The organism is Nonomuraea sp. NPDC048916 (assembly GCF_040649575.1).
Taxonomy (GTDB): domain Bacteria; phylum Actinomycetota; class Actinomycetes; order Streptosporangiales; family Streptosporangiaceae; genus Nonomuraea.
Window position 1 is genome coordinate 219786 of record NZ_JBEZFS010000004.1, and the last position, 23550, is coordinate 243335.

23 protein-coding genes and 1 pseudogene are annotated in these 23550 nt (G+C 73.0%); 15 read left to right on the top strand and 9 right to left on the bottom strand.

What is annotated here, in order from left to right; all coding sequences use genetic code 11:
* The first annotated feature begins 17 nt into the window (after positions 1-17).
* Entirely contained in the window at positions 18-617 is a 600-nt protein-coding gene (locus AB0C16_RS05595) for a TetR family transcriptional regulator (RefSeq protein WP_357679204.1), read from the top strand.
* A 105-nt stretch (positions 618-722) separates the two neighbouring features.
* On the opposite strand, the gene AB0C16_RS05600 is transcribed toward AB0C16_RS05595, so the two are convergent.
* The gene (locus tag AB0C16_RS05600; RefSeq protein WP_357679206.1) at positions 723-1694 is read right to left on the bottom strand and encodes a tyrosine-type recombinase/integrase; all 972 of its coding nucleotides are present in this window, start codon (positions 1692-1694) and stop codon (positions 723-725) included.
* A gap of 115 nt (positions 1695-1809) precedes the next feature.
* Positions 1810-3000 (bottom strand): cysteine desulfurase-like protein, encoded by a 1191-nt coding sequence (locus AB0C16_RS05605; protein ID WP_357679208.1) that lies wholly within the window; start codon positions 2998-3000, stop codon positions 1810-1812.
* A gap of 112 nt (positions 3001-3112) precedes the next feature.
* Between AB0C16_RS05605 and AB0C16_RS05610 the strand changes: the two genes are divergently transcribed.
* From AB0C16_RS05610 to AB0C16_RS05625, 4 genes and pseudogenes are all read left to right on the top strand, one after another.
* Complete coding sequence (locus AB0C16_RS05610; RefSeq protein ID WP_357679210.1) at positions 3113-4543, top strand: wax ester/triacylglycerol synthase family O-acyltransferase; 1431 nt, start codon at positions 3113-3115, stop codon at positions 4541-4543.
* Positions 4544-4559: 16 nt separating this feature from the next.
* Complete coding sequence (locus AB0C16_RS05615; protein WP_357679212.1) at positions 4560-5633, top strand: winged helix DNA-binding domain-containing protein; 1074 nt, start codon at positions 4560-4562, stop codon at positions 5631-5633.
* Positions 5634-5914: 281 nt separating this feature from the next.
* A pseudogene (locus AB0C16_RS05620) lies at positions 5915-6820 on the top strand (RNA polymerase sigma factor); the annotation flags it as partial.
* Between the two features lie 60 nt (positions 6821-6880).
* Positions 6881-8005, top strand: a complete 1125-nt coding sequence (locus AB0C16_RS05625; RefSeq protein WP_357679214.1) for a winged helix DNA-binding domain-containing protein — start codon at positions 6881-6883, stop codon at positions 8003-8005.
* A gap of 106 nt (positions 8006-8111) precedes the next feature.
* On the opposite strand, the gene add is transcribed toward AB0C16_RS05625, so the two are convergent.
* A complete protein-coding gene (gene add, locus AB0C16_RS05630) occupies positions 8112-9050 on the bottom strand; it encodes an adenosine deaminase (protein WP_357679216.1) in 939 nt (312 codons plus the stop codon).
* A 175-nt stretch (positions 9051-9225) separates the two neighbouring features.
* Between add and AB0C16_RS05635 the strand changes: the two genes are divergently transcribed.
* On the top strand, positions 9226-9579 hold the full coding sequence (locus AB0C16_RS05635) for a YciI family protein (protein ID WP_357679218.1): 354 nt from the start codon (positions 9226-9228) through the stop codon (positions 9577-9579).
* Positions 9576-10808: a sigma-70 family RNA polymerase sigma factor gene (locus tag AB0C16_RS05640; RefSeq protein ID WP_357679220.1), complete on the top strand. Its 1233-nt coding sequence runs from the start codon at positions 9576-9578 to the stop codon at positions 10806-10808. Before AB0C16_RS05635 ends, AB0C16_RS05640 begins: the two co-directional genes overlap by 4 nt.
* 26 nt (positions 10809-10834) lie before the next feature.
* On the opposite strand, the gene AB0C16_RS05645 is transcribed toward AB0C16_RS05640, so the two are convergent.
* Entirely contained in the window at positions 10835-11491 is a 657-nt protein-coding gene (locus tag AB0C16_RS05645) for a methyltransferase domain-containing protein (protein ID WP_357679222.1), read from the bottom strand.
* Between the two features lie 129 nt (positions 11492-11620).
* Between AB0C16_RS05645 and AB0C16_RS05650 the strand changes: the two genes are divergently transcribed.
* Together AB0C16_RS05650 and AB0C16_RS05655 are read left to right on the top strand one after the other, a co-directional pair.
* Positions 11621-12025: a helix-turn-helix domain-containing protein gene (locus tag AB0C16_RS05650; protein ID WP_357679224.1), complete on the top strand. Its 405-nt coding sequence runs from the start codon at positions 11621-11623 to the stop codon at positions 12023-12025.
* Entirely contained in the window at positions 12022-12414 is a 393-nt protein-coding gene (locus AB0C16_RS05655; protein WP_357679226.1) for a DUF4180 domain-containing protein, read from the top strand. The genes AB0C16_RS05650 and AB0C16_RS05655 overlap by 4 nt, the downstream gene beginning before the upstream one ends.
* On the opposite strand, the gene AB0C16_RS05660 is transcribed toward AB0C16_RS05655, so the two are convergent.
* On the bottom strand, positions 12400-13596 hold the full coding sequence (locus AB0C16_RS05660; protein WP_357679228.1) for an MFS transporter: 1197 nt from the start codon (positions 13594-13596) through the stop codon (positions 12400-12402). The two genes, AB0C16_RS05655 and AB0C16_RS05660, sit on opposite strands and share 15 nt — an antisense overlap.
* Before the next feature lie 66 nt (positions 13597-13662).
* On the opposite strand from AB0C16_RS05660, the gene AB0C16_RS05665 reads away from it, so the two are divergent.
* Positions 13663-14040: a MerR family transcriptional regulator gene (locus tag AB0C16_RS05665; protein WP_357679230.1), complete on the top strand. Its 378-nt coding sequence runs from the start codon at positions 13663-13665 to the stop codon at positions 14038-14040.
* A 10-nt stretch (positions 14041-14050) separates the two neighbouring features.
* On the opposite strand, the gene AB0C16_RS05670 is transcribed toward AB0C16_RS05665, so the two are convergent.
* From AB0C16_RS05670 to AB0C16_RS05685, 4 genes are read right to left on the bottom strand one after another with little or no spacing between them, the layout of a single operon-like run.
* Positions 14051-15673 (bottom strand): NAD(P)-binding protein, encoded by a 1623-nt coding sequence (locus AB0C16_RS05670; RefSeq protein WP_357679232.1) that lies wholly within the window; start codon positions 15671-15673, stop codon positions 14051-14053.
* Between the two features lies 1 nt (position 15674).
* Entirely contained in the window at positions 15675-16652 is a 978-nt protein-coding gene (locus tag AB0C16_RS05675) for a thiamine pyrophosphate-dependent enzyme (protein ID WP_357679234.1), read from the bottom strand.
* A 1-nt stretch (position 16653) separates the two neighbouring features.
* On the bottom strand, positions 16654-17883 hold the full coding sequence (gene porA / locus AB0C16_RS05680; RefSeq protein WP_357679236.1) for a pyruvate ferredoxin oxidoreductase: 1230 nt from the start codon (positions 17881-17883) through the stop codon (positions 16654-16656).
* Positions 17876-18418: a 2-oxoacid:acceptor oxidoreductase family protein gene (locus tag AB0C16_RS05685; RefSeq protein WP_357679238.1), complete on the bottom strand. Its 543-nt coding sequence runs from the start codon at positions 18416-18418 to the stop codon at positions 17876-17878. Before AB0C16_RS05685 ends, porA begins: the two co-directional genes overlap by 8 nt.
* A gap of 132 nt (positions 18419-18550) precedes the next feature.
* Here AB0C16_RS05685 and AB0C16_RS05690 point away from each other — a divergent pair, with 132 nt between their 5' ends.
* The 5 genes from AB0C16_RS05690 to AB0C16_RS05710 all read left to right on the top strand — a co-directional run bounded on the left by AB0C16_RS05690 (position 18551) and on the right by AB0C16_RS05710 (position 23537).
* Positions 18551-19621 (top strand): NAD(P) transhydrogenase subunit alpha, encoded by a 1071-nt coding sequence (locus AB0C16_RS05690; RefSeq protein WP_357679239.1) that lies wholly within the window; start codon positions 18551-18553, stop codon positions 19619-19621.
* Positions 19618-19908, top strand: coding sequence for an NAD(P) transhydrogenase subunit alpha (locus AB0C16_RS05695; protein WP_357679241.1), 291 nt, complete (start codon positions 19618-19620; stop codon positions 19906-19908). The genes AB0C16_RS05690 and AB0C16_RS05695 overlap by 4 nt, the downstream gene beginning before the upstream one ends.
* Position 19909: 1 nt before the next feature.
* Entirely contained in the window at positions 19910-21316 is a 1407-nt protein-coding gene (locus tag AB0C16_RS05700; RefSeq protein ID WP_357679243.1) for an NAD(P)(+) transhydrogenase (Re/Si-specific) subunit beta, read from the top strand.
* A 152-nt stretch (positions 21317-21468) separates the two neighbouring features.
* The gene (locus AB0C16_RS05705) at positions 21469-22836 is read left to right on the top strand and encodes an amino acid permease (protein ID WP_357679245.1); all 1368 of its coding nucleotides are present in this window, start codon (positions 21469-21471) and stop codon (positions 22834-22836) included.
* A 176-nt stretch (positions 22837-23012) separates the two neighbouring features.
* The gene (locus tag AB0C16_RS05710; protein WP_357679247.1) at positions 23013-23537 is read left to right on the top strand and encodes a DoxX family membrane protein; all 525 of its coding nucleotides are present in this window, start codon (positions 23013-23015) and stop codon (positions 23535-23537) included.
* Positions 23538-23550: the final 13 nt, after the last annotated feature.

The following is a 23550-nucleotide window of genomic DNA, read 5'->3' on the forward strand; positions in this document are numbered from 1 at the left end:
TTGTTAGGGTGGGACTCATGACGGGACTGCGACAACTGCAACGGCAGCGCGTGCGTGAGGCCATCTCGACCGCGGCCATCTCACTCTTCCTGGAGCGCGGCTTCGACGAGGTGCCCGTGACGGAGGTGGCCGCCGCCGCGCGGGTGTCCAAGCCGACGCTGTTCAAGTACTTCCCGACCAAGGAGGACCTCGTCCTGCACCGCATCGCCGACCATCAGGGCGAGGCGGCGCGGGTCGTCAGGCAGCGCGCCCCGGGGGTGGACCCGGTGACCGCGCTGCACCGCCACTTCCTCGACGGCCTGGCCCGCCACGACCCGGTCACCGGGCTCAACGACCATGCCGAGGTGCTCGGCTACCACCGGATGGTCTTCTCCACGCCCAGCCTGGCCGCGCGGGTGTTCCACTACATGTCGCAGGACGAGGGGGCGCTCGCCGAGGCGCTGGCCGAGACCACCGACGAGCTGACCGCGAGCCTCCTGGCCGGCCAGGTGCTCGCCGTCCAGCGGGTCCTCGCCCGGCGCACCTGGCAGGCCCTCGCCGACGGGCGCCCGCTCGCCGAGGTGGAGGCCGAAGCCGTGCGCGCCGCCGACCACGCCTTCTCCCTGCTGAACGGGTAGTCGGCGGCGCGCACGACGGCCAGGAGGAGCCAAGGGACGGGCTCGCTCGCCCGGTTGGTCTGAGGACTCAAGGGGGCGGCTCGCGTGCCCGGCGGTAGGAGGTGGTCAGGCGAGAGGGCGGGACGGTGGAAGACGGAGGCGGTCGACGGCCTCGCGGCGGGTGCGCTCCGGGCGGCGGTCGTAGCGGGCCGTGGTGGCCGGCGAGGAGTGGCCGACCAGCGCCTGGGCGGTGGCCAGGTCGACGCCCGCGTCGAGCAGCTCGCCGATGAACGTGCGGCGGAAGTCGTGCGCCGTGCGCCGCGACGCGCCCGCCTGGCCCAGCCGCCGCGCCAGGATGTCGGCGATGCCCTGACCGGTCAGCCCCACCGGGCGTCCGTCGCGCAGCCGTAGCCGGCCCGCCTTGCTGATCGGGCTGAACAACGCCCCCGGCGCGCCGCCCCGCACCGCGAGCCAGCGCTCCACCAGCCCGATGGCGTCGGCCGTCAGGTAGACCATGCGCTCCTTGTCACGCTTGCCGCGCACCCGCAGCGAGCGCGCCCCGGGGTCGTAGTCGGCCAGCGCGAGCCCGCCGATCTCGGCCCGGCGGCAGCCCGTGGAGTAGAGCACCGCGATCAGCGCCGCGTCGCGCACCCCGGCCGCCGAGTCGTCGCAGGCCGCCAGGGCCGCTCCGACCACCTCGGGCGGCACGTGGTGGCCGGTGGGCAGGCGGCTCTGGCGCACCGGAGCCAGGTCTGAGGCGCGGGCGTAGTCTTCGGCGCTGCTCTGGCCGAGCCGCCACGCCTCCTTCAGCACCCGGCGCAGCGCCACCAGATGCTTGTTGACGTACGCCGCGGACCAGCCCTGGTCGGTCAGCATCGTCCGGATGCGCACGGTGTGCTCGTAACGCAGCAGATGCCACGGCTGGCCCGCGCCCGTGGCGGTGTCGTCGCCGGTGAGCAGCCGGGCCAGCCGGTCGAGGCAGCCGCGCATCGTGCGGCGCGACTCGGGGCTGGTCAGCGAGTCGAGGTAGACGTGGTAGGGGTCGCGCGCCGGCTCGACGGGCGGCGCCGCCAGCTCGGTCACGGCGGGCAGGCTCACCCCGCCGATCTTAACGCCGCCCGCCCCGCGAGCCCACGCGCCGGACGGACCGCCTGTCCCGCCGCGCCGCCGGGCCGGGCCGGGACGCCGGTTGGGCGCGACGGGGCGCGCGGGGTCAGGCGCGCATGGCGGCCACGCCCTCCAGGAGGCGGTCGACGTCGGAGCGGTCGTTGTAGTGGACCAGGCCCGGGCGCACGGCGCTGCCCGAGTCGCGGATGCCCAGCGCGGCGGTCAGCTCCCAGGCGTAGTTGTGGCCGTTCCACACGTTGATCCGGAGCGCGGCCAGGCGTTCGGCGACCTCGCGGGGGCTCCGCCCGGCGACCGTGAAGTAGGCGGTCGCGGTGCGCCTGGCGGGCTTGCCGTAGACGGTGACGTGCGGCATCGTCTCCAGCCCTTCGACGAGCACGGCGAACAGCTCCAGCTCGTGCGCCTCTGCCGCGGCCATCGAGGCCAGCAGCCGTTCGCGGCGCGTGCCCGTGCCCGGCATCATCGCGGCCAGGTGCTCGACGGCGGCCGTCACCCCGGCCAGGTCGGCGAAGGCCGCGGTGCCGAGCTCGAACCGTTCGGGCACGGTGTCGACCGAGGAGGCCAGCTTGTCCGGTCTGATCCGTTCCAGCAGCGCCGGGTCGGCGACGACCGCGCCGATGTGCGGGCCGGACCACTTGTAGGCGCTGGTGGCGTAGAAGTCGGCGCCCATCGCCCGCATGTCGACCGGGCCGTGCGCGGTGGCGTGCACCCCGTCCACGTAGGTCAGGGCGCCCGCCTCGTGCGCCAGCGCGCAGATCGCGGCCACGTCGGGGCGGGTGCCGAGCACGTTGCTGGCCGCGCTCACCGCCACCAGCCGGGTCCGCTCGCCGATGAGCTCCCGGTACTGATCCACCGGCAGTTCCCCGGTGCCCGGGTCCACCTCGGCCCAGCGGATCACGGCGCCGATCTGGGTCCAGGGGCGGACGTTCGCGTCGTGGTCCAGCCGCGAGAGCACCACCTCGTCGCCCGGCCGCCAGTCCTTGGCCAGGGCGGCCGACAGCCGGTAGGTCAGGGTCGTCATGTTGGGGCCGAGGATCACGCCGTCGGGGTGGCCGCCGACCAGGTCCGCTACGGCCGCGCGGCACCCGGCCACGATCGCGTCGGAGCGGTGGCTGGCCGGGAAGGCGCCCCCGACGTTGCCGATGCCGGTGCGGTAGGCGCCGGAGATGGCGTCGATCACCGCTTGAGGTGTCTGGGTGCCGGCGGCGCCGTCGAGGTAGGCGTAGCCGTCGGTCAGTGCGGGATAGGCGGAACGTACCTTTTCGAGAGGGAAGAGCATGATGTGTTCATGCTCACCTCCGCGTGAACTCAACCGATTGAGCCGGGCGCCGGCGCCCGTACCCTTGAAGTGGCGGGCTGAGTCTGGTTTGTTCGGGACGGAGGTGTGAGCCATGCCGCAGCTGACCGCCCTGGACGCGCAGTTCCTCCAGTTCGAGACCGCCACCAACATCGCCAACATCGCCGGGCTGGGCATCGTCGAAGGCGACCTCAACCGTGCCGACCTGCTGGCCCTGCTGGCGGCCCGGCTGCCGTACGTGCCCGCGCTGCGCCGCAGACTCGCCCTCGTCCCGCTCGGCCTGGACCACCCCTACTGGGCGCAGGAGGATGATCTCGACCTCGACTACCACGTACGTGAGATCGGCCTGCCGTCGCCGGGCGACGACGCGCAGCTGGCCGAGCAGGTCTCCCGGCTGCACTCCCGTCGTCTGGACCGCGGCCGGCCGCTGTGGGAGATCTACCTGATCCACGGCCTGGCCGGCGGGCACACGGGCCTCTACACCAAGATCCACCACGCGGCCGTCGACGGGATCGGGGGCGCCGACGTGCTGGCCGCGCTGCTCGACGTCGGCCCGGTGCCCGCGCCGCCGCCCGCCGGCCCGCCCGAGCACGACCCGCCCCCGCCGGGCACGCTGGAGATGCTCGCCCGCGGCCTGGTCCGGCTGGCCGGCAACCCGGCGCTGGCCGTGCGGTTCGCCGCCCGCGCGATGCCGCACCTGGACGAGATCCCCGTCGTGTCCAGGATCCCGGGCAGCGGGATGGTGTCCGGGGTGGCCCGCAGGTTGTCCGGATCGGGGCCGGCGCCCGGGCTGCCCTCGCTACCCGCGCCCAGGACGCCGTTCAGCGGGCCCGTCTCCGGGCACCGCCGCTTCGCGTTCGTCTCGCTGCCGCTGGAGGAGCTCAAGCAGGTCCGCAAGGCGCACGAGGTGACGGTCAACGACGTCGTCATGGCCGTGTGCGCGGGGGCGCTGCGCCGCTGGCTGGCCGCGCACGGCGGCATCCCGCGCCAACCGCTGGTGGCCGGGGTGCCGTTCTCGCTGCGGGTGGCCGGGGCGGAGGGGACCGGCAACCAGGTGTCGTTCATGACGGCGCCGCTGGCCGTGCACCTGGACGATCCCGTCGCGCGGCTGCACCAGGTGTGCCACGCGATGCGGCGGATCAAGGAGAGGTTCGCGCTCGCCCCGGCGGCGTGGCTGCGCGAGTTCAGCGAGTCGATGCCCGCCGCGCTCATGGGGCTGGCCTCGAGGTCGGCGTTCGGGGTGCTGGGCCAGACCGCGCCGCCCGTCAACGTGGCCGTCTCCAACGTGCCGGGGCCGCAGCTGCCGTTGTTCGTGTGCGGGGCCCGCTTGCTCGCCCACTATCCGGTCTCGGTGATCACCGACCTGAGCGGAGGGGTGAACATCACCGCCTTCTCCTACGACGGCTCGCTCGACATCGGCGTGATCACCGATCGGATCATGGTGCCGGACGCCTGGGAGCTGGCCGGATACCTGAGGGAGGCGCTCGACGAACTGCTCAACGCGGAAGGAAATCTTCCGCGATAGTTCCTAGCCTGACATCATGCGCCTGAACGCCCTGAACCGAAGGGTCCTCAACCGCACGACGCTCGAACGTCAGCTGCTGCTCGGCCGCGCCGCGATCTCCCCGGCACGGGCGATCGAGCGCCTGGTCGCCGTCCAGGGCCAGGACGTCAACCCGCCCTACTTCGGGCTGTGGTCGCGGCTGGCGTCCTTCACCCAGGACGACCTGACCTCCCTGCTGTACGGCAGGCAGGTGGTCCGTGGTTCCCTGTTGCGCGGCACTCAGCATCTGGCCCTGGCCGGCGACTATCTCTGGCTGCGCCCGCTGATGCAGGCGCCGCTGTCCAGGGCCCGGCAGGCGGGGTTCGGCCGGGCCACCCGCGACGTGGACCTGGAGGAGCTGGCCGCGCTGGCCCGGGGGCATCTGACCGGGCGCACGCTGACCCGCTCCCAGCTGCGCGACCTGCTCGCCGAGCGGTGGCCGCGGGTGGACGCTCCCGCCCTCGGCTGGTCGGCCCAGACCCTGCTGCCCGTCGTCCACACCCCGCCGAGCGGCGTCTGGAACCGGGGCGGGGCGACTCCGTTCACGCTGGCCGAGGAGTGGCTGGGGCGGCCGCTGGACTCGGCGCCGCCGGTGGAGCGGCTGGTCACCCGCTATCTGGCCGCCTTCGGCCCGGCCTCGGTGATGGACGTGCAGGCGTGGTCGGGGCTGACGCGGCTGCGTGAGGTGATGTCGGCCCTGCCTTTACGGAAATATCACGACACGGAGGGGCGCATTCTGTACGACCTGCCCGACGCCCCGCTCGCCCCCGAGGACGTGCCCGCCCCCGTGCGCTTCCTGCCGTACTTCGACAACCTCATCGTCGCCTACGCCGACCGGACCCGGCTGATGACCGCCGAGCAGCGCCGGATCGTGTGCGTCGGCGCCGTCGTCCACCCGACCTTCCTGGTCGACGGCTTCGTCGCCGGCAGGTGGGACCTCAAGGACGGCGACCTCGTCATCGAGCCGTTCCACCCGCTGCCCGGCCCGGTCATGGCCGAACTGGCCGGCGAGGGCGAGCGCCTGCTCGCCTTCGCCGGCGCCCGGGGCGCCGTCACCTGGGTCAGACCTTGACCCACCAGCTGCCGGGGGCTCCGTGTGTCACGGGGCAAGCCTGCCATCCGGATCCCCGGTGAAGACAGGGCCGCGCGGTGCGCGAGGGGTAGGTCGTTCCCGCCAGGGAAGAAGCCGGTAACGGTGGTCTCAGCCGCCGCGGCCCGAAGATCGTGATGTCGCCCGACCCGAGCAGCGCGAACCGTTGGGTAGCGTAGGAGCAGGCCTGCGAGGAGGGTGTCTTGTCCCAAGCAGCAGAGGTTCTCGAGCTTGACGAGGTCGGCGACGGTTCTCCAGCCATGAGCACCGACTCGGTCAAAACCTACTTGAAGGAGATCGGCCGGGTGCCGCTGCTCTCGGCCGAGCAGGAGATCGATCTGGCCAAGCGCATCGAGGCCGGGCTGTTCGCGGCCGAGCGCCTGGAGACCGAGCCGGGCCTGTCCCGGGAGCTGCGCGACGATCTCCAATGGATCGCCGACGAGGGCGCGCGCGCCAAGCAGCGCATGCTGGAGGCCAACCTGCGGCTGGTGGTCTCGATCGCCAAGCGCTACACCGGCCGCGGCATGCTCTTCCTCGACCTCATCCAGGAAGGCAACCTGGGCCTCATCCGCACCATTGAGAAGTTCGACTACCGGCTCGGCTTCAAGTTCTCCACCTACGCCACCTGGTGGATCAAGCAGGCCATCACCAGGGCCATGGCCGACCAGGCGCGCACGATCCGCATCCCGGTCCACATGGTGGAGCTGATCAACAAGGTGGCCAGGGTGCAGCGCCGCCTGCAGTCCGAGCTCGGCCGCGAGCCCACTCCCGAGGAGGTCGCCGTCGAGGCCGACCTGCCGCCGGAGCGGGTCGCCGAGGTCCAGGCCTACGGCCGCGAGCCGATCTCCCTGCACACCCCGCTCGGCGAGCAGGGCGACAGCGAGTTCGGCGACCTCATCGAGGACACCGAGGCCGTCTCCCCGGCCGAGGCGGTCTCCTTCACGCTGCTGCAGCAGCAGCTCCGCTCCCTGCTCGACGAGCTCACCGAGCGCGAGGCGGGCGTGATCTCCATGAGATACGGCCTCAGAGACGGCAAGCCGATGACCCTCGACGAGATCGGCCGGGTCTACGGCGTGACCCGCGAGCGGATCCGGCAGATCGAGGCCAAGACCATGTCCAAGCTCCGCCACCCGTCGAGGGCGATGGCCCTGCGCGACTACCTCGGCTGACGCGGAACGAACCTTTCCGCATTGTCCCCTACCGTGGGCTCGACCCACGAGGAGGACGATGTGATCGAGTTGTCATGGCCCCAGGTCAGCGCGAGGCGGCTGGAGCGGCAGGGGCTGACCGCCCCGGCCGGCGGCACGCCGGCGGACGTGGTGAGCGCCATGTGCGGGGCGCACGCCCAGGTCATGTCGGCGGCCGAGCTGTCGGTCGGGTCGCGGCTCGACGGCGTCACCCGGTCCGGCGTGCGCCACGCGCTGTGGGACGAGCGCAGCCTGGTCAAGACCCACGGCCCGCGCGGCACCGTGCACCTGCTGGCCGCCCGTGACCTGCCGATGTGGGTCGGCACGATGTCGCGGCTGCCGGCCGGGCACCAAGCCTCCCCCGATGGCGTCAGGCTGACGGCCGCGCAGACCGACCAGGTGATCGAGGCGATCCGCACCGTGCTCGACGGGCGCGAGCTGACCATCGAGGAGCTGAGTGACGCGGTCGTCGGCGTCACGGGCTCCTGGGCCGGAGACCTCGTCATGCCCGGCTTCCAGACCATGTGGCCGCGCTGGCGGCAGGCGATGGCCACGGCGGCGCACCAGGGGGCGTTCGTCTTCGGGCCGGCGCGAGGGCGCAGGGTCACCTACACCAGCCTGCCGGACGGGTTCGAGCCGGTCGACGGGCGGGCCGAGCTGCTCAGGCGCTATCTGACCGCCTACGGTCCGGCCACGCCCGGGCAGTTCGCCCAGTGGCTCGGGGCGCCGAAGGCCTGGGCGGCCCGGCTGTTCGAGTCGGCGGACCTGGAAGAGGTGCGGTTCGAGGGCGCGCCCGCCTGGGTCGTGGCCGGCGACACCGGTGTCCCCGACGGGCCGCCGGAGGGCGTGCGGCTGCTGCCGTACTTCGACGCCTATGTGGTGGCCGGCCGGCCGCGCGAGCTGCTCTACCCGGGCGAGGCGGCGGCGCGGGCGCTGGCGGGCGGCCAGGCGGGCAACTTCCCGGTGCTGCTGGTCGACGGCACGGTGGCGGGCGTCTGGCACCAGCGCCGCTCGGGCAGGAAGATCCGCGTGACCGTCGAGCCGCTGCGCCCGCTCAGCCGGGCCCGGCTGAGCGAGCTCGACGAGCAGGTGGCCCGCGCCGGCGCGATCCTGGAAGGCGAGCCGGAGCTGACCATCGGCCCCGTCACCGTGGGCGCCCACGCCTGACCTGCGCCCACGGCGGCAAGGCGCCTGACCTGCGCCTACGGCGGCGAGGCGCCGGGCCTGGCCGAGGAGGCGCCCGATAGGGACGGCCGAGCACCCGGGGGCACGGTCAGCCGAGCCACCGATCGACCTCGGCCCGGAGCCGCGCCTTGACCGCGTCATCGGCGAACGACGACTCGATCGAGGCCCGGGCGAATCCGGCCAGTTCCGCGTCGCCGTACCCGAAGACCTCGCGCAGCCGGGTGTATTCGTCGGCCAGCGCCGTCTCCCCGTCGGTGTTGACCGTGACGACCAGCCCGGCCGCGTGCAGGAGGGGCAGCGGATGCTCGCGCAGCGAGGGGACGAACCCGAGCAGCACGTTGGAGGTCGGGCAGACCTCCAGCGGGATCCGCCGCTCCCGCACCTCGGCCACCAGCGTGTCGTCGTCGAGGACGCGGAAGCCGTGGCCGAGCCGCTCGGCGTGGCCGAGTGTGAGCGCCTCGCGGATGCTGGGCGCCCCCGCGGCCTCGCCGGCGTGGTGCACCAGGTGCAGCCCGGCGTCCCTGGCCGCGTCGAGCACCTCGGCGAACGGCGCCATCGGGTGGCTCTCGTCGCCCGCGACGCCGAGGCCGATCACCGCGTCGTAGCGGGTCGCCAGCTTCAGTGTGCGCCAGAGCCGCTCGGTGGGCCGCCGCCGCGAGTGGTCGAGCAGCACCCGGCACTCGATCCCGTACTTCGCTCCCTCGGCCAGGCCGTCGAGCACCGCCTCCAGCGGCATCTCCAGCGCGCCGAGCCGCTCACCGTGCGAGGCCGCGGTGAACGTCACCTCCGCGTAGCGGGTGCCCTGCGCCGCCTCGTCCTCGCAGAACTCCAGCGCCACCCGCCTGAAGTGCTCGGCCGTGCGCAGCCGCTCTCGTACCCGGGCCCGCTGGTCGGCGAACTCGCGGAAGCTCGCGAACGGCCCCTCCGGCTCGGGCGGCCCGCCCAGCTCACGGACGGTCTCCGGTCGTACGGTGGCCTCCAGGTGAACGTGCAGGTGCGCTTTGGGCAGTTGGGCGATGTCTCTCACGTACTCAAACCTAAAGAGCCCGGGGCCGGGCGCGCACCTTCCTTTCGCGCGGAGGGCACGTCGCCGGAAAGAGATGAGGAATGGGAGGCTCGGGATGTCGAGAAACGGGTGGTGGCGCCGACCTCTCGGTGATGGAGACATCACGACGGACACAAGACGGACACAAGGAGACATCATGAAGTACCTGCTGCTGATCTACAGCAACCCCGCGTCCCAGGAGGTCCTCGCGGGCGACGTCGGCGCGGTGATGGCCGAGGTCGACGCGATCATGAAGGAGCTGGCCGAGTCGGGCGAGCTGGCCGGCGGGCAGGCGCTGGCCGACCCGGCGAGCTCGAGGACGGTGCGCGTGCGCGACGGCGTGCCCGCGGTCACCGACGGGCCGTTCCTGGAAACCAAGGAGTACCTGGCCGGCTACCTCATCGTCGACTGCGACAGCGTCGAGCGGGCGACCGAGATCGCCGCGCGCTGGCCGGACGCGCGGCTGTGCGCCATGGAGGTGCGGCCGATCATCAACGAGGTCGCCGGGTGAGCACCGTCGAGCAGCTGCTGCGCGAGCTGGCGCCTCAGGTGCTCGGCGTGCTCGTACACCGCTACGAGCAGTTCGACGCGTGCGAGGACGCCGTTCAGGAGGCGCTGCTCGACGCGGCCGTGCAGTGGCCCGAGCAGGGACTGCCCGACAGCCCGCGCGCCTGGCTGATCACGGTCGCCGGGCGCAGGCTGACCGACCAGGTGCGCAGCGAGCACGCCCGGCGGCGCAGGGAGGAGACGGTCGCGGCCCGTGTCCCCGCCGACGAGTCGGTGCTGCCGGCTCCCGGCGACGAGCGGGCCTCCGACCAGGACGACACGCTGACCCTGCTGTTCCTGTGCTGCCACCCGGCGCTGTCACAGGCCTCGCAACTGGCGCTCACCCTGCGGGCCGTGGGCGGCCTGACGACGGCGCAGATCGCCAGCGCCTTCCTGGTGCCGGAGGCGACGATGGCGCAGCGCATCAGCCGGGCCAAGCAGCGGATCAAGGCGACCGGCGTGCCGTTCCGGCAGCCGCCCGAGCCCGAACGCGCCGACCGGCTGCGCGTGGTGCTGCACGTGCTGTATCTGATCTTCAACGAGGGCTACACCGCCACGAGCGGGCCCGACCTGCACCGCGCCGAGCTGACCCGTGAGGCGATCCGGCTCACCGGGGCGCTGCGGCGGCTGCTGCCCGCCGACGGGGAGGTGGCCGGGCTGCTCGCGCTCATGCTGCTCACCGACGCGCGGCGGGCCGCCCGCACCGGCTCCGGTGGCCGGCTGATCCCGCTGGCCGAGCAGGACCGCGCGCTGTGGGACCGGCGGGCCATCGCCGAGGGCGTCGCGCTCGTCACCGAGGCGCTGTCCACCTCGCCCGTCGGGCCCTACCAGTTGCAGGCGGCGATCGCGGCCGTGCACGACGAGGCGCCGAAGGCCGAGGAGACCGACTGGCCGCAGATCCTCGCGTTGTACGGCGTGCTGGCCGGGCTGGACGACAACCCGGTGGTCAGGCTCAACCACGCGGTCGCCGTCGCCATGGTGCGCGGCCCGCGAGCCGGGCTCGACCTGCTTGACGGCCTGGCCGCCGACGCGCGGATCTCGGGGCACCACCGGCTGGCCTCGGTCCGGGCTCATCTGCTGGAGATGACCGGTGACGTGGACGCGGCCGTGGCCGGCTACCGGGAGGCCGCCCGCCTCACCACGAGCCTGCCCGAGCAGCGCTATCTGGAGGGCCGGGCCGCCCGGCTGTCGTGACGATCCGGCCGGGCCGGGTTCGCCGGTCAGGCCCGGCGGGCCCTGACGCCGAGGACGGCCGGGATCGGCCCGTTGCCCTCGGCGAACCGTTCGAGCGCCAGACCGGCGTCGAGGAACGCGTGCAGCAGCCCGGGCAGCGGCCAGTGGCTCGCCCCCACCTTGTCGCGCACCCCCTGGTCGGTCCACGACGCTCTGGTCCAGTGGCCGTCGAGGTAGCCGGGCCGGATCAGCACCGCACCGGGATCGGAGCGGTCGGCGAACCCGCCGCAGAAGCACGGATGCACGCCGACGTGCACGAACACCCCGCCCGGCCGCAGCACCCTGGCCACCTCGCGCAGCACCGCCGGATAGCCGGGCATGTCGGTGTGGGCCATCATCGAGACCGCCGCGGGCACGCTCCCGTCGCGGACCGGTAGCCGGGTGGCGTCGCCCCTGGCCACGGGCAGGCGGCCCTGGGCGTGGCGGAGCATCCCGGCCGACAGGTCGACGCCCACCGGGGTCCAGCCCAGCTCGCGGACCGCGGCCGCGCGTGCGCCGGTGCCGCAGCCCACCTCCAGGCAGGTGCCGGCACCCTCGCCCAGGAGCTCTCGCAGCACCGCGCCGATGCCCAGCGCGTCACCGGTGTCCCGGCCGAGGAACTCTCGTTCGTACCAGTCGGCGATGTCGTCATAGGCGGCCTTCACCCGCCCATTGAGCACCACGGGCGGCCCGGCCGCCAGCCCTTTCCGCCGAGGGCTGAGACCGGCTGCCGCGCGCTCATGGTCGACAAAACTCCCTGAACTTCCTTCAAGTACGCCATACTAGGGAATGTTATGGAGCAATACACCGTCGATCAGGCGGCCGAGCGGCTGGGCCTGCACGTCAAGACCGTCCGCGCGTACGTACGTGACGGGCGGCTCAAAGCGGTCAAGGTCGGCAGGCGCTACCGGATCGCCCGCCAGGACCTCGAGGCGTTCGCCGGGCTCCCGGAGCCGCCGAGGCCGCGCCGCCACGTGGAGGCGTCCAGCATCGTGCAGATCGACGGGATCGGCCGGGCCGAGATGGACCGGCTGAGCACCCTGGTCATCGCCGCCGTCGCGAGCGGCCCGCACGGCCCGCGCGTGCAGCTCGTCTACGACGAGGACCGCGCCCACCTGAAGATCGTCGTCCTGGGAGACCTGGAGCCGAGCGCCCAGCTGTTCAGGATCATCGACGCGTTGACGAAGGAGTCGTCGTGAACCCACCGCCCGAGGGCCCGCCCGCCGTGCTCGCGTCCGGCCAGGTCCTCCTCTGCGAGCCGGAGGGGACACCACTGCGTGACGAGAGGGACGCCCTCGACCTCATCGGCGAGGCCCGCCACCGGGGCGCCGGCTGGGTCGCCATCCCGGCGGGGCGGCTGCACGACGACTTCTACCGGCTGCGCACCCTCGTCGCCGGGGAGATCGTCCAGAAGTTCGCCACCTACCGGATCGGCTTGGCGATCGTGGGCGACGTATCCCGCCACACCGCCGCCAGCTCCGCCCTCCAGGCCTGGGTGTACGAGTCCAACCGGGGCGCCCACGTCTGGTTCGTCGAGGATCTGGACGAGCTGGGCCGGCGGCTGGAGGAGCGATCACCCGGCCGGTGAGGGCGAAGGGAAGGCGTGGCGGCGCGCGGCGGTGACGGCGACGAGGGCGGCGGCGACCAGGGGGAGCGCGGTCCACGGCAGGGCGCCCGCACCGGCGGTCTCCAGGACGACGCCGCCGGTCAGGGAGCCGGCCGCGATGCCGGCGTTGTAGACGGTGGTCTGCAGGGAGGTGGCCACGTCCGCGTTGGCGGGGCCGGAGGCGCCGATCAGCGCCGTCTGCAGCAGGGTCGGCGCTCCGCCGAAGGCGGCGCCCCACAGCGCGACCGCGACCAGCAGCACCGCGGCGGAGCGCCCGGCCAGGCCCAGGGCGAGCATCGCGGCCGCGACCAGGACGAGAGCGGCCAGCAGGGTGGCCCGCAGCCGCCGGTCGATGAGGACGCCGGTGATCCAGATGCCGGCGACCGTGGCCACGCCGAAGACGAGCAGGACCACGCTCGTCCGGGCGACGCCCCCGGCGAGCGGCGCCAGGTAGGTGTAGACCGCCTGGTGGGCGAGCAGCACGACCAGCGTGACGGCCAGGACGGTCCGGATGCCGGGCAGGGTGGTGACGCGGCGCAGCGGGAGCCGCGTCGCGGCGGGTTCGCCGGGGAAGTCGGGCACCTTAAAGCTCACCCACGCCACCAGGGCGAGCGCGCCGGCGGCGAGGAGGGCGAAGGGGGCGCGCCAGCCGAAGGTCCCGGCCAGCGCGGTGCCCGCCGGGATGCCCAGGCAGAGCGCGACCGTGATGCCGGCCGAGACGATGGCGACGGCCCGGCCGCGCCGCTCCTCGGCGACCATGCGCGCCGCGTATCCGACGAGCATCGCCCACAGCGTGCCGCCCAGGACACCGGCCAGCAGCCGGGCCACGAACGTCAGCGGGTAGGACGACGACAGGGCGGTGACGGCGTTCAGCAGCGCGAACCCGGCCAGCACGCCGACGAGCACCGGGCGGCGGCGCAGCCCGCGCAGCGCCGCGGTGACGGGGATCGCGGCCAGGAACGAGGCGACGGCGTAGCCGGTCACCAGGAACCCGACGGCCCCCTGCGGCACGCGCAGAGCCTGGCTCATCTGGGGCAGCAGCCCGGCCGGGAGCAGCTCGGTCATCACCGCGGTGAACGCGGCGGCGAACAGGGCCGACAGCCCTCCCAGCGGCAGCTTGGCGGTCTCGGCGGCGGGGGCGGGCGTGGTGGAGGTGGCAGGCATGAGACCATGGTCAAACCTTCACATCAATGTGAAGGCAATCCCGGACGGAGCGCCATGAGAAGCGCCATGAGAATCGGCGAGCTGTCCCGGCGCACCGGCGTCCCGGCCAGGATGCTGCGCTACTACGAGGAGCAGGATCTGCTGCACCCCGAGCGGGCCGCCAACGGCTACCGCCTGTACGACGCCCCGGCCGTCTACCGGGTCCAGCAGATCCGCGGGCTGCTCGACTCCGGCCTCACCACGGAGATCATCCGCAGGATCCTGCCCTATCTCGACCAGCCCGACGAGATCCACCCGCACCCCGACTGCCTGACCGCCGAGGTCGCCGCCCTGCTGAGGGAGGAGGCCGAGCGGATCCAGCGGCGCATCGACTGCCTGAGCCGCAACCGCGACGCCATCCACGCCTACCTCGCCGCCGTCCAGCGGGCCGGCGCCGTCCGGTAGGGGGTGGCGCTCAGGTGATCTCGGGCACCATCTCGATCGCGCCCGCGGGGCATTCCGACACGCACAGCCCGCAGCCCTTGCAGAAGTCGAGGTCGATCTCGTACCTCAGCCCGGGGCCGAGCTTGAGGACGGCGTTGTCGGGGCAGACGCCGTAGCAGTTGTCGCATTCGAAGCAGTTGCCGCACGACAGGCAGCGGCGCGCCTCGAACAGCGCCGTCGACTCCTCCAGGCCGCGCTCCACCTCGTCGAAGGTGGTCATGCGGCGGGCCAGGTCGAGTTTCGGCCGGACGGTGGCGGGGGCGTCGCTGTAGTACCAGGTGTTGAGCAGATCGAAGTCGGCCGGCGGATGTCCGGGGGCGGGGGAGTGGGAGCGGCCGCGCAGCCAGGCGTCGATGTGCCTGGCGGCCCTCTTCCCGTGCCCGGCGGCGACCGTGACCGTGCGTTCGGCGGGCACCATGTCGCCGCCGGCGAAGACGCCGGGGCAGCCGGTCATCATGTTCGGCGCGACCTCGACCACGCCGTGCCGGACCTCGATCCCGGGAAGGCCCTCCAGCAGCGACAGGTCGGCCTCCTGGCCGAGCGCGAGCACCACGGAGTCGGCGGCCAGTTCCTCGTATTCGCCGGTGGGCCGAGGGAAGCCGGTCTCGTCGAGGCGCATCCTCTCGATGGTGATGGTGCCGCCGTCGGCGTGGGAGATCGTGGAGAGCCACTTCATGCGCACGCCCTCCTCGACAGCTTCGGCGACCTCCGTGTCGTGGGCGGGCATGCGGTCGCGGGTGCGGCGGTAGACGACGAGCGCGTCGCTCGCGCCCAGCCGCCTGGCGGTTCTGGCGGCGTCCATGGCGGTGTCGCCGCCGCCGTAGACGACGACGCGGCGGCCCAGCAGGGGTGGGGTCGCGTCCTCCATGCCGCGCAGGACCGAGACCGCGTCGAGGACGCGGGCCGAGTCGCCGGCCGGGATGTAGGCGCGCTTGCCGATGTGCGCGCCGACGGCCAGGAAGGCGGCATCGAAGCCGCGCATCGTCTCGGGCAGGCCGGTGACGGTGCGGTTGAGCTCCAGAGTCACGCCCATGTCCGTGATGCGGGCGATCTCGGCGTCGAGGATGTGGCGGGGCAGCCGGTAGCGGGGGATGCCGAAGCGCATCATGCCGCCGGGAGCCGGGCCGGAGTCCATGACGGTGACGGCGTGGCCGAGCAGGGTCAGGTGGTAGGCGGCCGACAGGCCGGCCGGCCCCGCGCCGATCACGAGCACCCGCCTGCCGGACGGCTCGGCGGCGACCGGGACCGTCCAGCCCCGCCTGATCGCCTCGTCGCCGAGGAAACGCTCGACGGAGTTGACGCCCACGGCCTCGTCCAGCCGGCCGCGGTTGCAGGCGGTCTCGCAGGGCCGGTAACAGACCCGGCCCATGACGGCGGGGAACGGGTTGTCCCGCATGATCTGGCGCCAGGCCGCCTCGTAGGAGGGCTCCTCGGCCAGGCTGAGCCAGTGCTGGATGTTCTCACCGGCGGGGCAGGCGTCGTTGCACGGCGGGAGACGGTCCACGTACACGGGCCGTTCGGTCCGCCACGCGCCCGTCTTGTTCGCCAGGCTCGACCCGGCGCCGAGCGTGATCGCGAAAGGCTTGCCGTCCATGTCAGTCCACCAACCCGAAGCGGCGGATCGCGCGGTCCGCCGACGCCTGGATCCTGGCGATCACCTCGGTGCGCGGCGGATCGCCGAACAGGTGCGCGTAGCGGCCCTGCAGCCGCAGGTAGTCGTCGACCGGCACCCTGCGCCGGATCTTGGTCACTCCTGTCACGTCACCGCGCTCGGCCTCGAAGACGGGGAACAGGCCGGACTCGGTGGCGAGCCGGGCGACGCGGATCGTGTCGCACGCCGCCGTGACCCAGCCGAGCGGGCAGGGCACCAGCACGTGCAGGTAGCGGGCGCCGCGGAACTCCATCGCCCGCCGCACCTTGTGCTCCAGGTCGCGCAGGTCGGCCACGGTGGCGGTCGCCACGTAGGGGATCTCGTGCGCCATCGCGATCAGCGGCACGTTCTTGCCCTGGCCGAACGCGTTGCCGGGCACGGGAGTGGTGGCCGTGCGCGCCGCGGGCGGCGTCGCGCCCGAGCGCTGCACGCCCGTGTTCATGTACGCCTGGTTGTCGTAGCAGATGTAGAGCACGTCGTCGTCGCGCTCGAACATGCCCGACAGGCACGCGAAGCCGATGTCCACCGTGCCACCGTCACCGCCCTGCGCGACGACCCGCACGTCGGCGCGGCCCTTGACCTTCAGCGCCGCGGCGACCCCGGTGGCCACCGCCGGGGCGTTGCCGAACAGGGAGTGGATCCACGGCACCTGCCAGGACGTCTCGGGATAGGGCGTGGAGAACACCTCGAGGCAGCCGGTCGCGTTCACCACGATCAGGCGGCCGCCGGTCGCGCTGATCGCCGCGTCGACGGCGTAACGCGCGCCGAGCGCCTCGCCGCAGCCCCGGCAGGCACGGTGGCCCGAGGTGAGCGCGTTGCCGCGGTCGGGCGCGGCCTGCACGGAACGTCGCTCGGGCGGCAGCAGCCGGTTGCCCACGGCGAAGCTGCCGACCTGGTAGAACCTGGTCCGTTGGGCGGGCATGTCAGCCACCTCCGGCGAGATCGCGCAGCATGTTCTCGGCACTCGGCCCGGACCTGCGCTTGGCCCCGGCCCGCCGCAGTTCACCGGCGAGGAGTTCCCGATCGAGATCGAGGAAGGTCAGCGGTTCCAGGTCGGCGGTGAGCGCCCGCCGCAGCGACGCCTTGGTGACCGGCCGCCCGCCCAGCCCGGCGACCACGGTGAAGACCTCGCCGCCGCCGTCCGCGAGCGCCGACCGCACGTCGGCGGAGACGATGCCGCCCACGCCGACCGCGAACGCCCGCTCCAGCACCACCACCCTGCGGACGGACCCGAGCAGCCCGCGGACGGCGTGCGCGGGGAACGGCCGGAACGTGGTCAGCCCGGCGGCGCCGATCCGCACGCCGGACTCCCGCAACTCGTCCACCACGTCCTTCACCGTGCCGAGCACCGATCCGAGAGCCAGCACGACCGTGTCGGCGTCCTCGGTGCGGTAGCCGCGGACCAGCCCGCCGGACTCCCGGCCGAACTCCCGCTCGAAGGCGCCGGCCAGGGCCGGAATGCGCTCCAGGGCCTCCAGGTGCCGGATGTGGGCCAGGTAACGCACCTCCGTGAACGCCTCGGGCCCGACCATCGCCCCGATCGAGACGGGGTCGCCGGGATCGAGCACCTGGCGCGGCTCGTACGGCGGCAGGAACGCGTCCACCTGGTCCCGCGCGGGCAGGTCCACCCGCTCGAAGGCGTGGGTGAGCACGAACCCGTCCATGCACACCATGACCGGCAGCGACAGCTCCTCGGCCAGCGCGTACGCCTGCACGTGCAGGTCCACGGCCTCCTGGTTGGACTCGGCGTACAGCTGGATCCAGCCGGAGTCGCGCTGCGACATCGAGTCGCTGTGGTCGTTCCAGATGTTGATGGGCGCGCCGATCGCCCGGTTGGCCACGGTCATCACGATCGGCAGCCCGAGCCCGGAGGCGTTGTAAAGCGCCTCGGTCATGTAGAGCAGCCCCTGGCTGGCGGTCGCCGTGTAGACCCGGGCGCCGGCCGCCGACGCGCCGACGCAGGCCGACAAGGCCGCGAACTCCGACTCGACGTTGACGTACTCGCAGGGCGCGAGCCGTCCCGAGGTGACGAGCCTGCTCAGCGCCTCCACGATGTGCGTCTGCGGCGAGATCGGGTAGGCGCAGACCACTTCCGGGCGGCACAGCGCGACCGTCTCGGCCACCGCCTGCGATCCCTCCATCTGCCTAAGCACGGACGACCTCCCTCAGGTAGGTGTAGGCCTCGCCGGCCGCGGCGACGTTGGCCTCGGCTATCGGCCCGGGAAACGCCTCGCGGATCGCCGCCTGGACCGACTCCAGTAGGAGCAGGCCGGTGACGGCGCAGAACCCGCCGAGCAGCACCGCGTTGGGCAGCGGCCTGCCGACGTGCCGCAGCGCGATCTCCGAGGCCGGGATGGTCCAGCAGGAGACGCCGAGCTCCTCGGGGGTTCGGGTGGAGTTGATCAGCACGTGCCCATCCGGTCGCAGCCCGCTCAGCACGTCGATCTGCCGCAGCAGGGTGGCGTCCTGGACGATCACCGCGTGTGGTTCGGTGATCGGCTCACGCACCCGGATCGGCCTGTCGGAGATCCGGCAGAACGACACCACGGGCGCGCCCGTGCGCTCGGAACCGAACGTGGGGAACGCCTGGGCGTGCCTGCCCTCCAGGAAGGCCGCCACCGACAACAGCTCGGCCGCGGTCACCACACCCTGACCGCCGCGGCCGTGAATACGTGTTCGGAACTCCATGCTCTCCGGTGTAATCCGGCCGGGCCGGTCGCTGGAGGGCCGAACGTCCCGGTGTCCGGGACTTTCGGCCCTCATCCGTCACCTCTCGCCGGCGGACCCTCGAAGGAACGGATTCACGAGAGAGGGTGGCCCATGCTCAGCATCGGGATCGTCAAGGAGACCATCGCCGGAGAGCGCCGCGTCGCGATCACACCCGACGTGGTGCCGCGGCTGCGCCGGGCAGGGCTGCGCGTGCTGGTCGAGGCCGGCGCGGGAGCGGCGGCGTGGTTCCCCGACAGCGCCTACGGCGAGGCGGGCGCGGAGATCACCGGAGCCGACGAGCTGTACGGCGGCGCGGAGATCCTGGCCTGCGTCGACCGCCCTCGCACCGACCGGCTGCGCGCCGGCCGGTTCCTGATCGGCCTGCTCCACCCCGACGCCGCCTACACCGGCGAACTGGCCGCCGCGCAGGTGACCGCCGCCAGCCTGGACCGGGTGCCGCGCACGCTCAGCGCCGCCCAGGCGATGGACGCCCTCACCTCCCAGGAGAACGTCGCCGGCTACCGGGCCGCGGTGCTGGCGGCGCACACCTACGAGCGGTTCTTCCCGCTGCTCGTCACCGCCGCCGGGACCGCGCCGCCCGCCCGGGTGCTGGTGCTCGGCGCCGGGGTGGCCGGGCTGTCCGCGATCGGCACGGCCCGCCGCCTCGGCGCCGTCGTCACGGGCTACGACATCCGGCCCGAGGCCCGGGCCGAGATCGCCTCGCTCGGCGCCGCCGTCCTGGACCTCGGGGGCGAGGGCGCCGGTGAGGGGGGTTACGCGCGGACGCTGAGCGAGCACGAGCAGCAGGCGCAACGGGACGAACTGGGCAGGCAGGTGGCCCGCCACGACATCGTCATCACCACCGCCCGGGTGCCGGGAGGCCGTCCGCCGCTGCTGGTGACCGAGACCGGGCTGAAGGACATGCGGCCGGGATCGGTCGTGATCGACCTGGCCTGCGGCAACGTCGAGACGTCACGGCCGGAGGAGACGCTCGTCACCGGCAACGGCGTCACCGTGATCGGCGCCGGCAACCTGCCCGCCACGATGCCCGCCGCGGCCTCCACCGCCTACGCCCACAACGTGTGCGCCTTCCTCGAGCACGTGCTGCGCGACGGCGTGCCCGCCCTCGACCGCACCGATGAGATCCAGGCCGCCGTGATCATCACGGGAGGTGCCGCATGAGCGTGCAACTGCTCGCCGACCTGAGCGTGTTCGTGCTCAGCCTGCTGCTCGGCTTCGAGGTCATCGGCCGGGTGCCGACCACCCTGCACACGCCGCTGATGTCCGCGGCCAACTCCGTGCACGGCATCGTGCTCGCCGGAGCCGTCATCATCGCGCTCACCGCGGACGGCGTCCTCGGCTACGCGCTGGTGTTCGTGACGGCCGCGTTCGCCGCGATGAACGTCGTCGGCGGCTACGTGGTCACCGACCGGATGCTGGAGATGTTCCAGCCACGTGGGGAGAAGTGAGATGAGCGCCTTCGACGCCGCGATCCGGCTGGTCTACCTCGCCGTCGCGAGCTGCTTCGTGCTCGGGCTGCACCTGATGAACTCGCCGGTCACCGCCCGGCGCGGCAACCTGCTGTCGGCGGGGGCGATGGCGGTCGCCGTGGCGGCCACCGTGGTCGTGCTCGCCGAGGCCGGCGTCGTGCGTCCGTGGGCATGGGGCGCGCTGGCCGCCGGGACGGCGCTCGGCGCGGGCGTCGGCCTGGCGCTGGCCCGGCGGGTGCTGATGACGGCGATGCCGCAGCTCGTCAGCCTGTTCAACGCGGTCGGCGGCGGGGCCGCCGCGCTCATCGGCGTGCACGACTTCACCCGGCACGGCGCCTCCTTACCGGTCGTGCTGGACGTGGTGATCGGCGGGGTGACCTTCTCCGGCTCCCTGGTCGCCTCGGGGAAGCTGCAGGGCCTGGTGCCGGGCCGCCCGATCGTCTTTCCCGGCGCGCGCGTCCTCACCGTGGCGCTTCCCCTGGCCATGGCCGCCCTCTCGGTCCTGCTCCTCACCGGTGGCGGCGGTGGCCCTGGCGGTGGTGGCGGCGTCGCGCTGCTGGCCGGGCTGGCCGCGGCCTCCCTGGCGTTCGGGGTGACCATGGTGACGCCGATCGGCGGCGCCGACATGCCGGTGGTGATCTCGCTGCTCAACGCGTTCACCGGCACGGCCGTCGCGATGGCCGGCTTCGCGCTCGGCAACACCGTCCTCATCACGGCGGGCGCGCTCGTCGGCGCGTCCGGCGCCATCTTGACCAAGCTGATGGCCGACGCCATGAACCGGTCCCTCGGCAACATCATCGCCGGCGGTTTCGGCACCGGTGACGAGGCCGCCGGGGGCTCGGCCGCGCAGGGCCGGGCCAGGTCGCTGTCGGCCGACGACGCCGCCATCCAGCTCGCCTACGCCGCCAAGGTCGTCGTCGTCCCCGGCTACGGGCTGGCCGCCGCCCAGGCCCAGCACCAGCTGCACGATCTGGCCGAGCTGCTGGAACGGCGCGGCGTGGACGTGTTCTACGCCGTCCATCCGGTCGCCGGGCGCATGCCCGGGCACATGAACGTGCTGCTGGCCGAGGCCGGCGTGCCGTACGACCGGCTCGCCGACATGGAGGACGCCAACGCCGCGATGCCGCAGACCGACGTCGCCCTCGTCGTGGGCGCCAACGACGTGGTCAACCCGGCCGCGCGCCGTCCCGGGAGCGCCGTGTCCGGCATGCCCATCATCGACGCCGACAGGGCCAGGAGCGTGATCGTCGTCAAACGTTCGATGGGACACGGGTACGCGGGCATCGACAACGAGCTGTACACCGCCCCCAACACCGGCATGTACTTCGCCGACGCCAAGAAGGCGCTGAGCGACATCACCGCGGCCGTCAAGACGCTCGTCGGCTGACGGCCCGCGGCCCCCGTGCCGTCGCCGGACCGGAGCCGGCCCGCCGTTCCGTGAACAGGTGACGAAGGTCCCGCGCATCGGTGGCCTAAGCCTCGATACCCGCCGCGCCGGGCTCGGTGTGCTGGTGATGATCCTGTGAAAGGAGGAGCACCATGTCCGTCACACCATTACCGCGACCGCGCAAACTGGGCCCGTGGATGGCCACGGCGCTGGTCGTCGGGAACATGATCGGCTCCGGGGTGTTCCTGCTGCCCGCCTCGCTGGCCGCGTTCGGCTCGGCGAGCCTGCTGGGCTGGGTGCTCACCGCCACCGGCGCGCTGCTGCTCGCACTGGTCTTCGCCCGGCTCGGCCGCGCCTACCCCAAGACCGGCGGCCCGTACGCCTACGCGCGTCAGGCGTTCGGCGACTTCGTCGGGTTCCAGACGGCGTGGGGGTACTGGATCGCGGTGTGGGTGGGCAACGCGGCCATCGCGGTGGCGTTCGTCAGCTACCTCGGCTACTTCTGGCCCGCCCTGGCCGACAGCGCCCTGCTCGCGGCGGGGACCGCGCTGGCGGCCATCTGGCTGCTGACCGCCGTGAACGTCCGGGGCGTGCGGCAGAGCGGCTGGGTCCAGGCCGTCACCACCGTGGCCAAGTTGCTGCCGCTGATCGGCCTGGCCGTGGCCGCGCCGTTCTTCATCGACGCCGGCGACTTCACCCCCTTCAACCCGAGCGGCCAGAGCACCTTCGGGGCCGTCACCGCGGCCGCGGCGCTGACGCTGTGGGCGTTCATCGGCATCGAGTCGGCCACGGTGCCCGCCGAGGACGTCGAAGATCCCGAGCGCACCATTCCGCGCGCCACCGTCATCGGCACGATCGCCAGCGCCGCCGTCTACATCCTGGGCACCGTCGCGGTGTTCGCCGCCGTGCCCCGTTCGCTGCTGACCGAGTCGACGGCGCCGTTCGCGGACGCGGCCGAGGCCATGTTCGGCGGCTGGGCGGGCACCGTGGTCGCGATCGGCGCGATCGTCAGCGCGTTCGGCGCCCTCAACGGCTGGATCATGTTGCAGGGGCAGGTGCCGCTGGCCGCCGCCCGCGACGGGTTGTTCCCGCGCGTCTTCGCCAGGCTGTCACGGCGCGGCACCCCGGCCGTCGGGCTGGTCGTCTCCAGCGCCCTGGTCACCGGCCTGATGCTGCTGAACTACAACACCGGCCTGGTCGAGCAGTTCAATTTCGTGATCCTGCTGGCCACCCTCACCACTCTGATCCCGTACGCCTACGCCGCCGCGGCGCAGCTCATGCTGGCCCTCACCGATCGCGACCGGTTCGCCGGCGGGCGGCTCGCGGCCGACGCCACGATCGCCGTCGCCGCCTTCGCCTACGCGCTGTGGACGATCGCCGGCTCCGGCTACGAGGTCGTCTACAAGGGAACCCTGCTGATGCTCGCCGGCGTCCCGGTCTACGTGTGGCTGAAGTACCGCGGCCGTGACAGCACCCTTGAGGCCGCCGGTTCCGTTTCCGCCGCGAGGAGGGCGGGCTGAGGGGCCCTCCCGCTGATCGTCGTCCTGATCCTCCTCACGTGTCATCGGAGCGCGGCATCCGGGTGAGGGACGAAGGTCCCGGTGCGGCGGGCCATGTGGCACTGCTCCGAGAAGCGCGCAGCTGATGTAGTCGAGGTGACACAAGAACGGCGCGTCACCAAGGAAAGGAAGCCGTCATGGCCACCAGGGTCCACCATCCCCCCACGGAGACCGGTGCCATCGCCACCCGCCGTCCCGTCGACTACGTCTGGGCCGTCGCCCGGATCTCGCTCGGCTGGATCTTCCTGTGGGCGTTCCTGGACAAGACCTTCGGCTGGGGCTTCGCCACTCCGGCCGAGCGGGCCTGGGTCGCGGGCGGCAGCCCGACGACCGGCTTCCTCAAGGGCACCGGCGAGAACGCGCTCGGCGGCGTCTTCTCCGCCCTGGCGGGGCAGGCGTGGGTGGACTGGCTGTTCATGGCCGGCCTGCTGGGCGTCGGCCTGGCGCTCGTCCTGGGCGTCGGCACCCGGATCGCCGCCGGCGCCGGCACCGTGATGATGCTCCTCATGTGGGCGGCCGAACTGCCCCTGACCACCAACCCGTTCATGGACGACCACATCGTCTACGCGATCGTCCTCATCGGCCTGGCCCTCGCCAACGCGGGCGCCACCCTCGGGCTCGGCAACCTGCCGATCGTCCGGCGCACCGCCTGGCTGAAGTAGCGACCACGCCCAC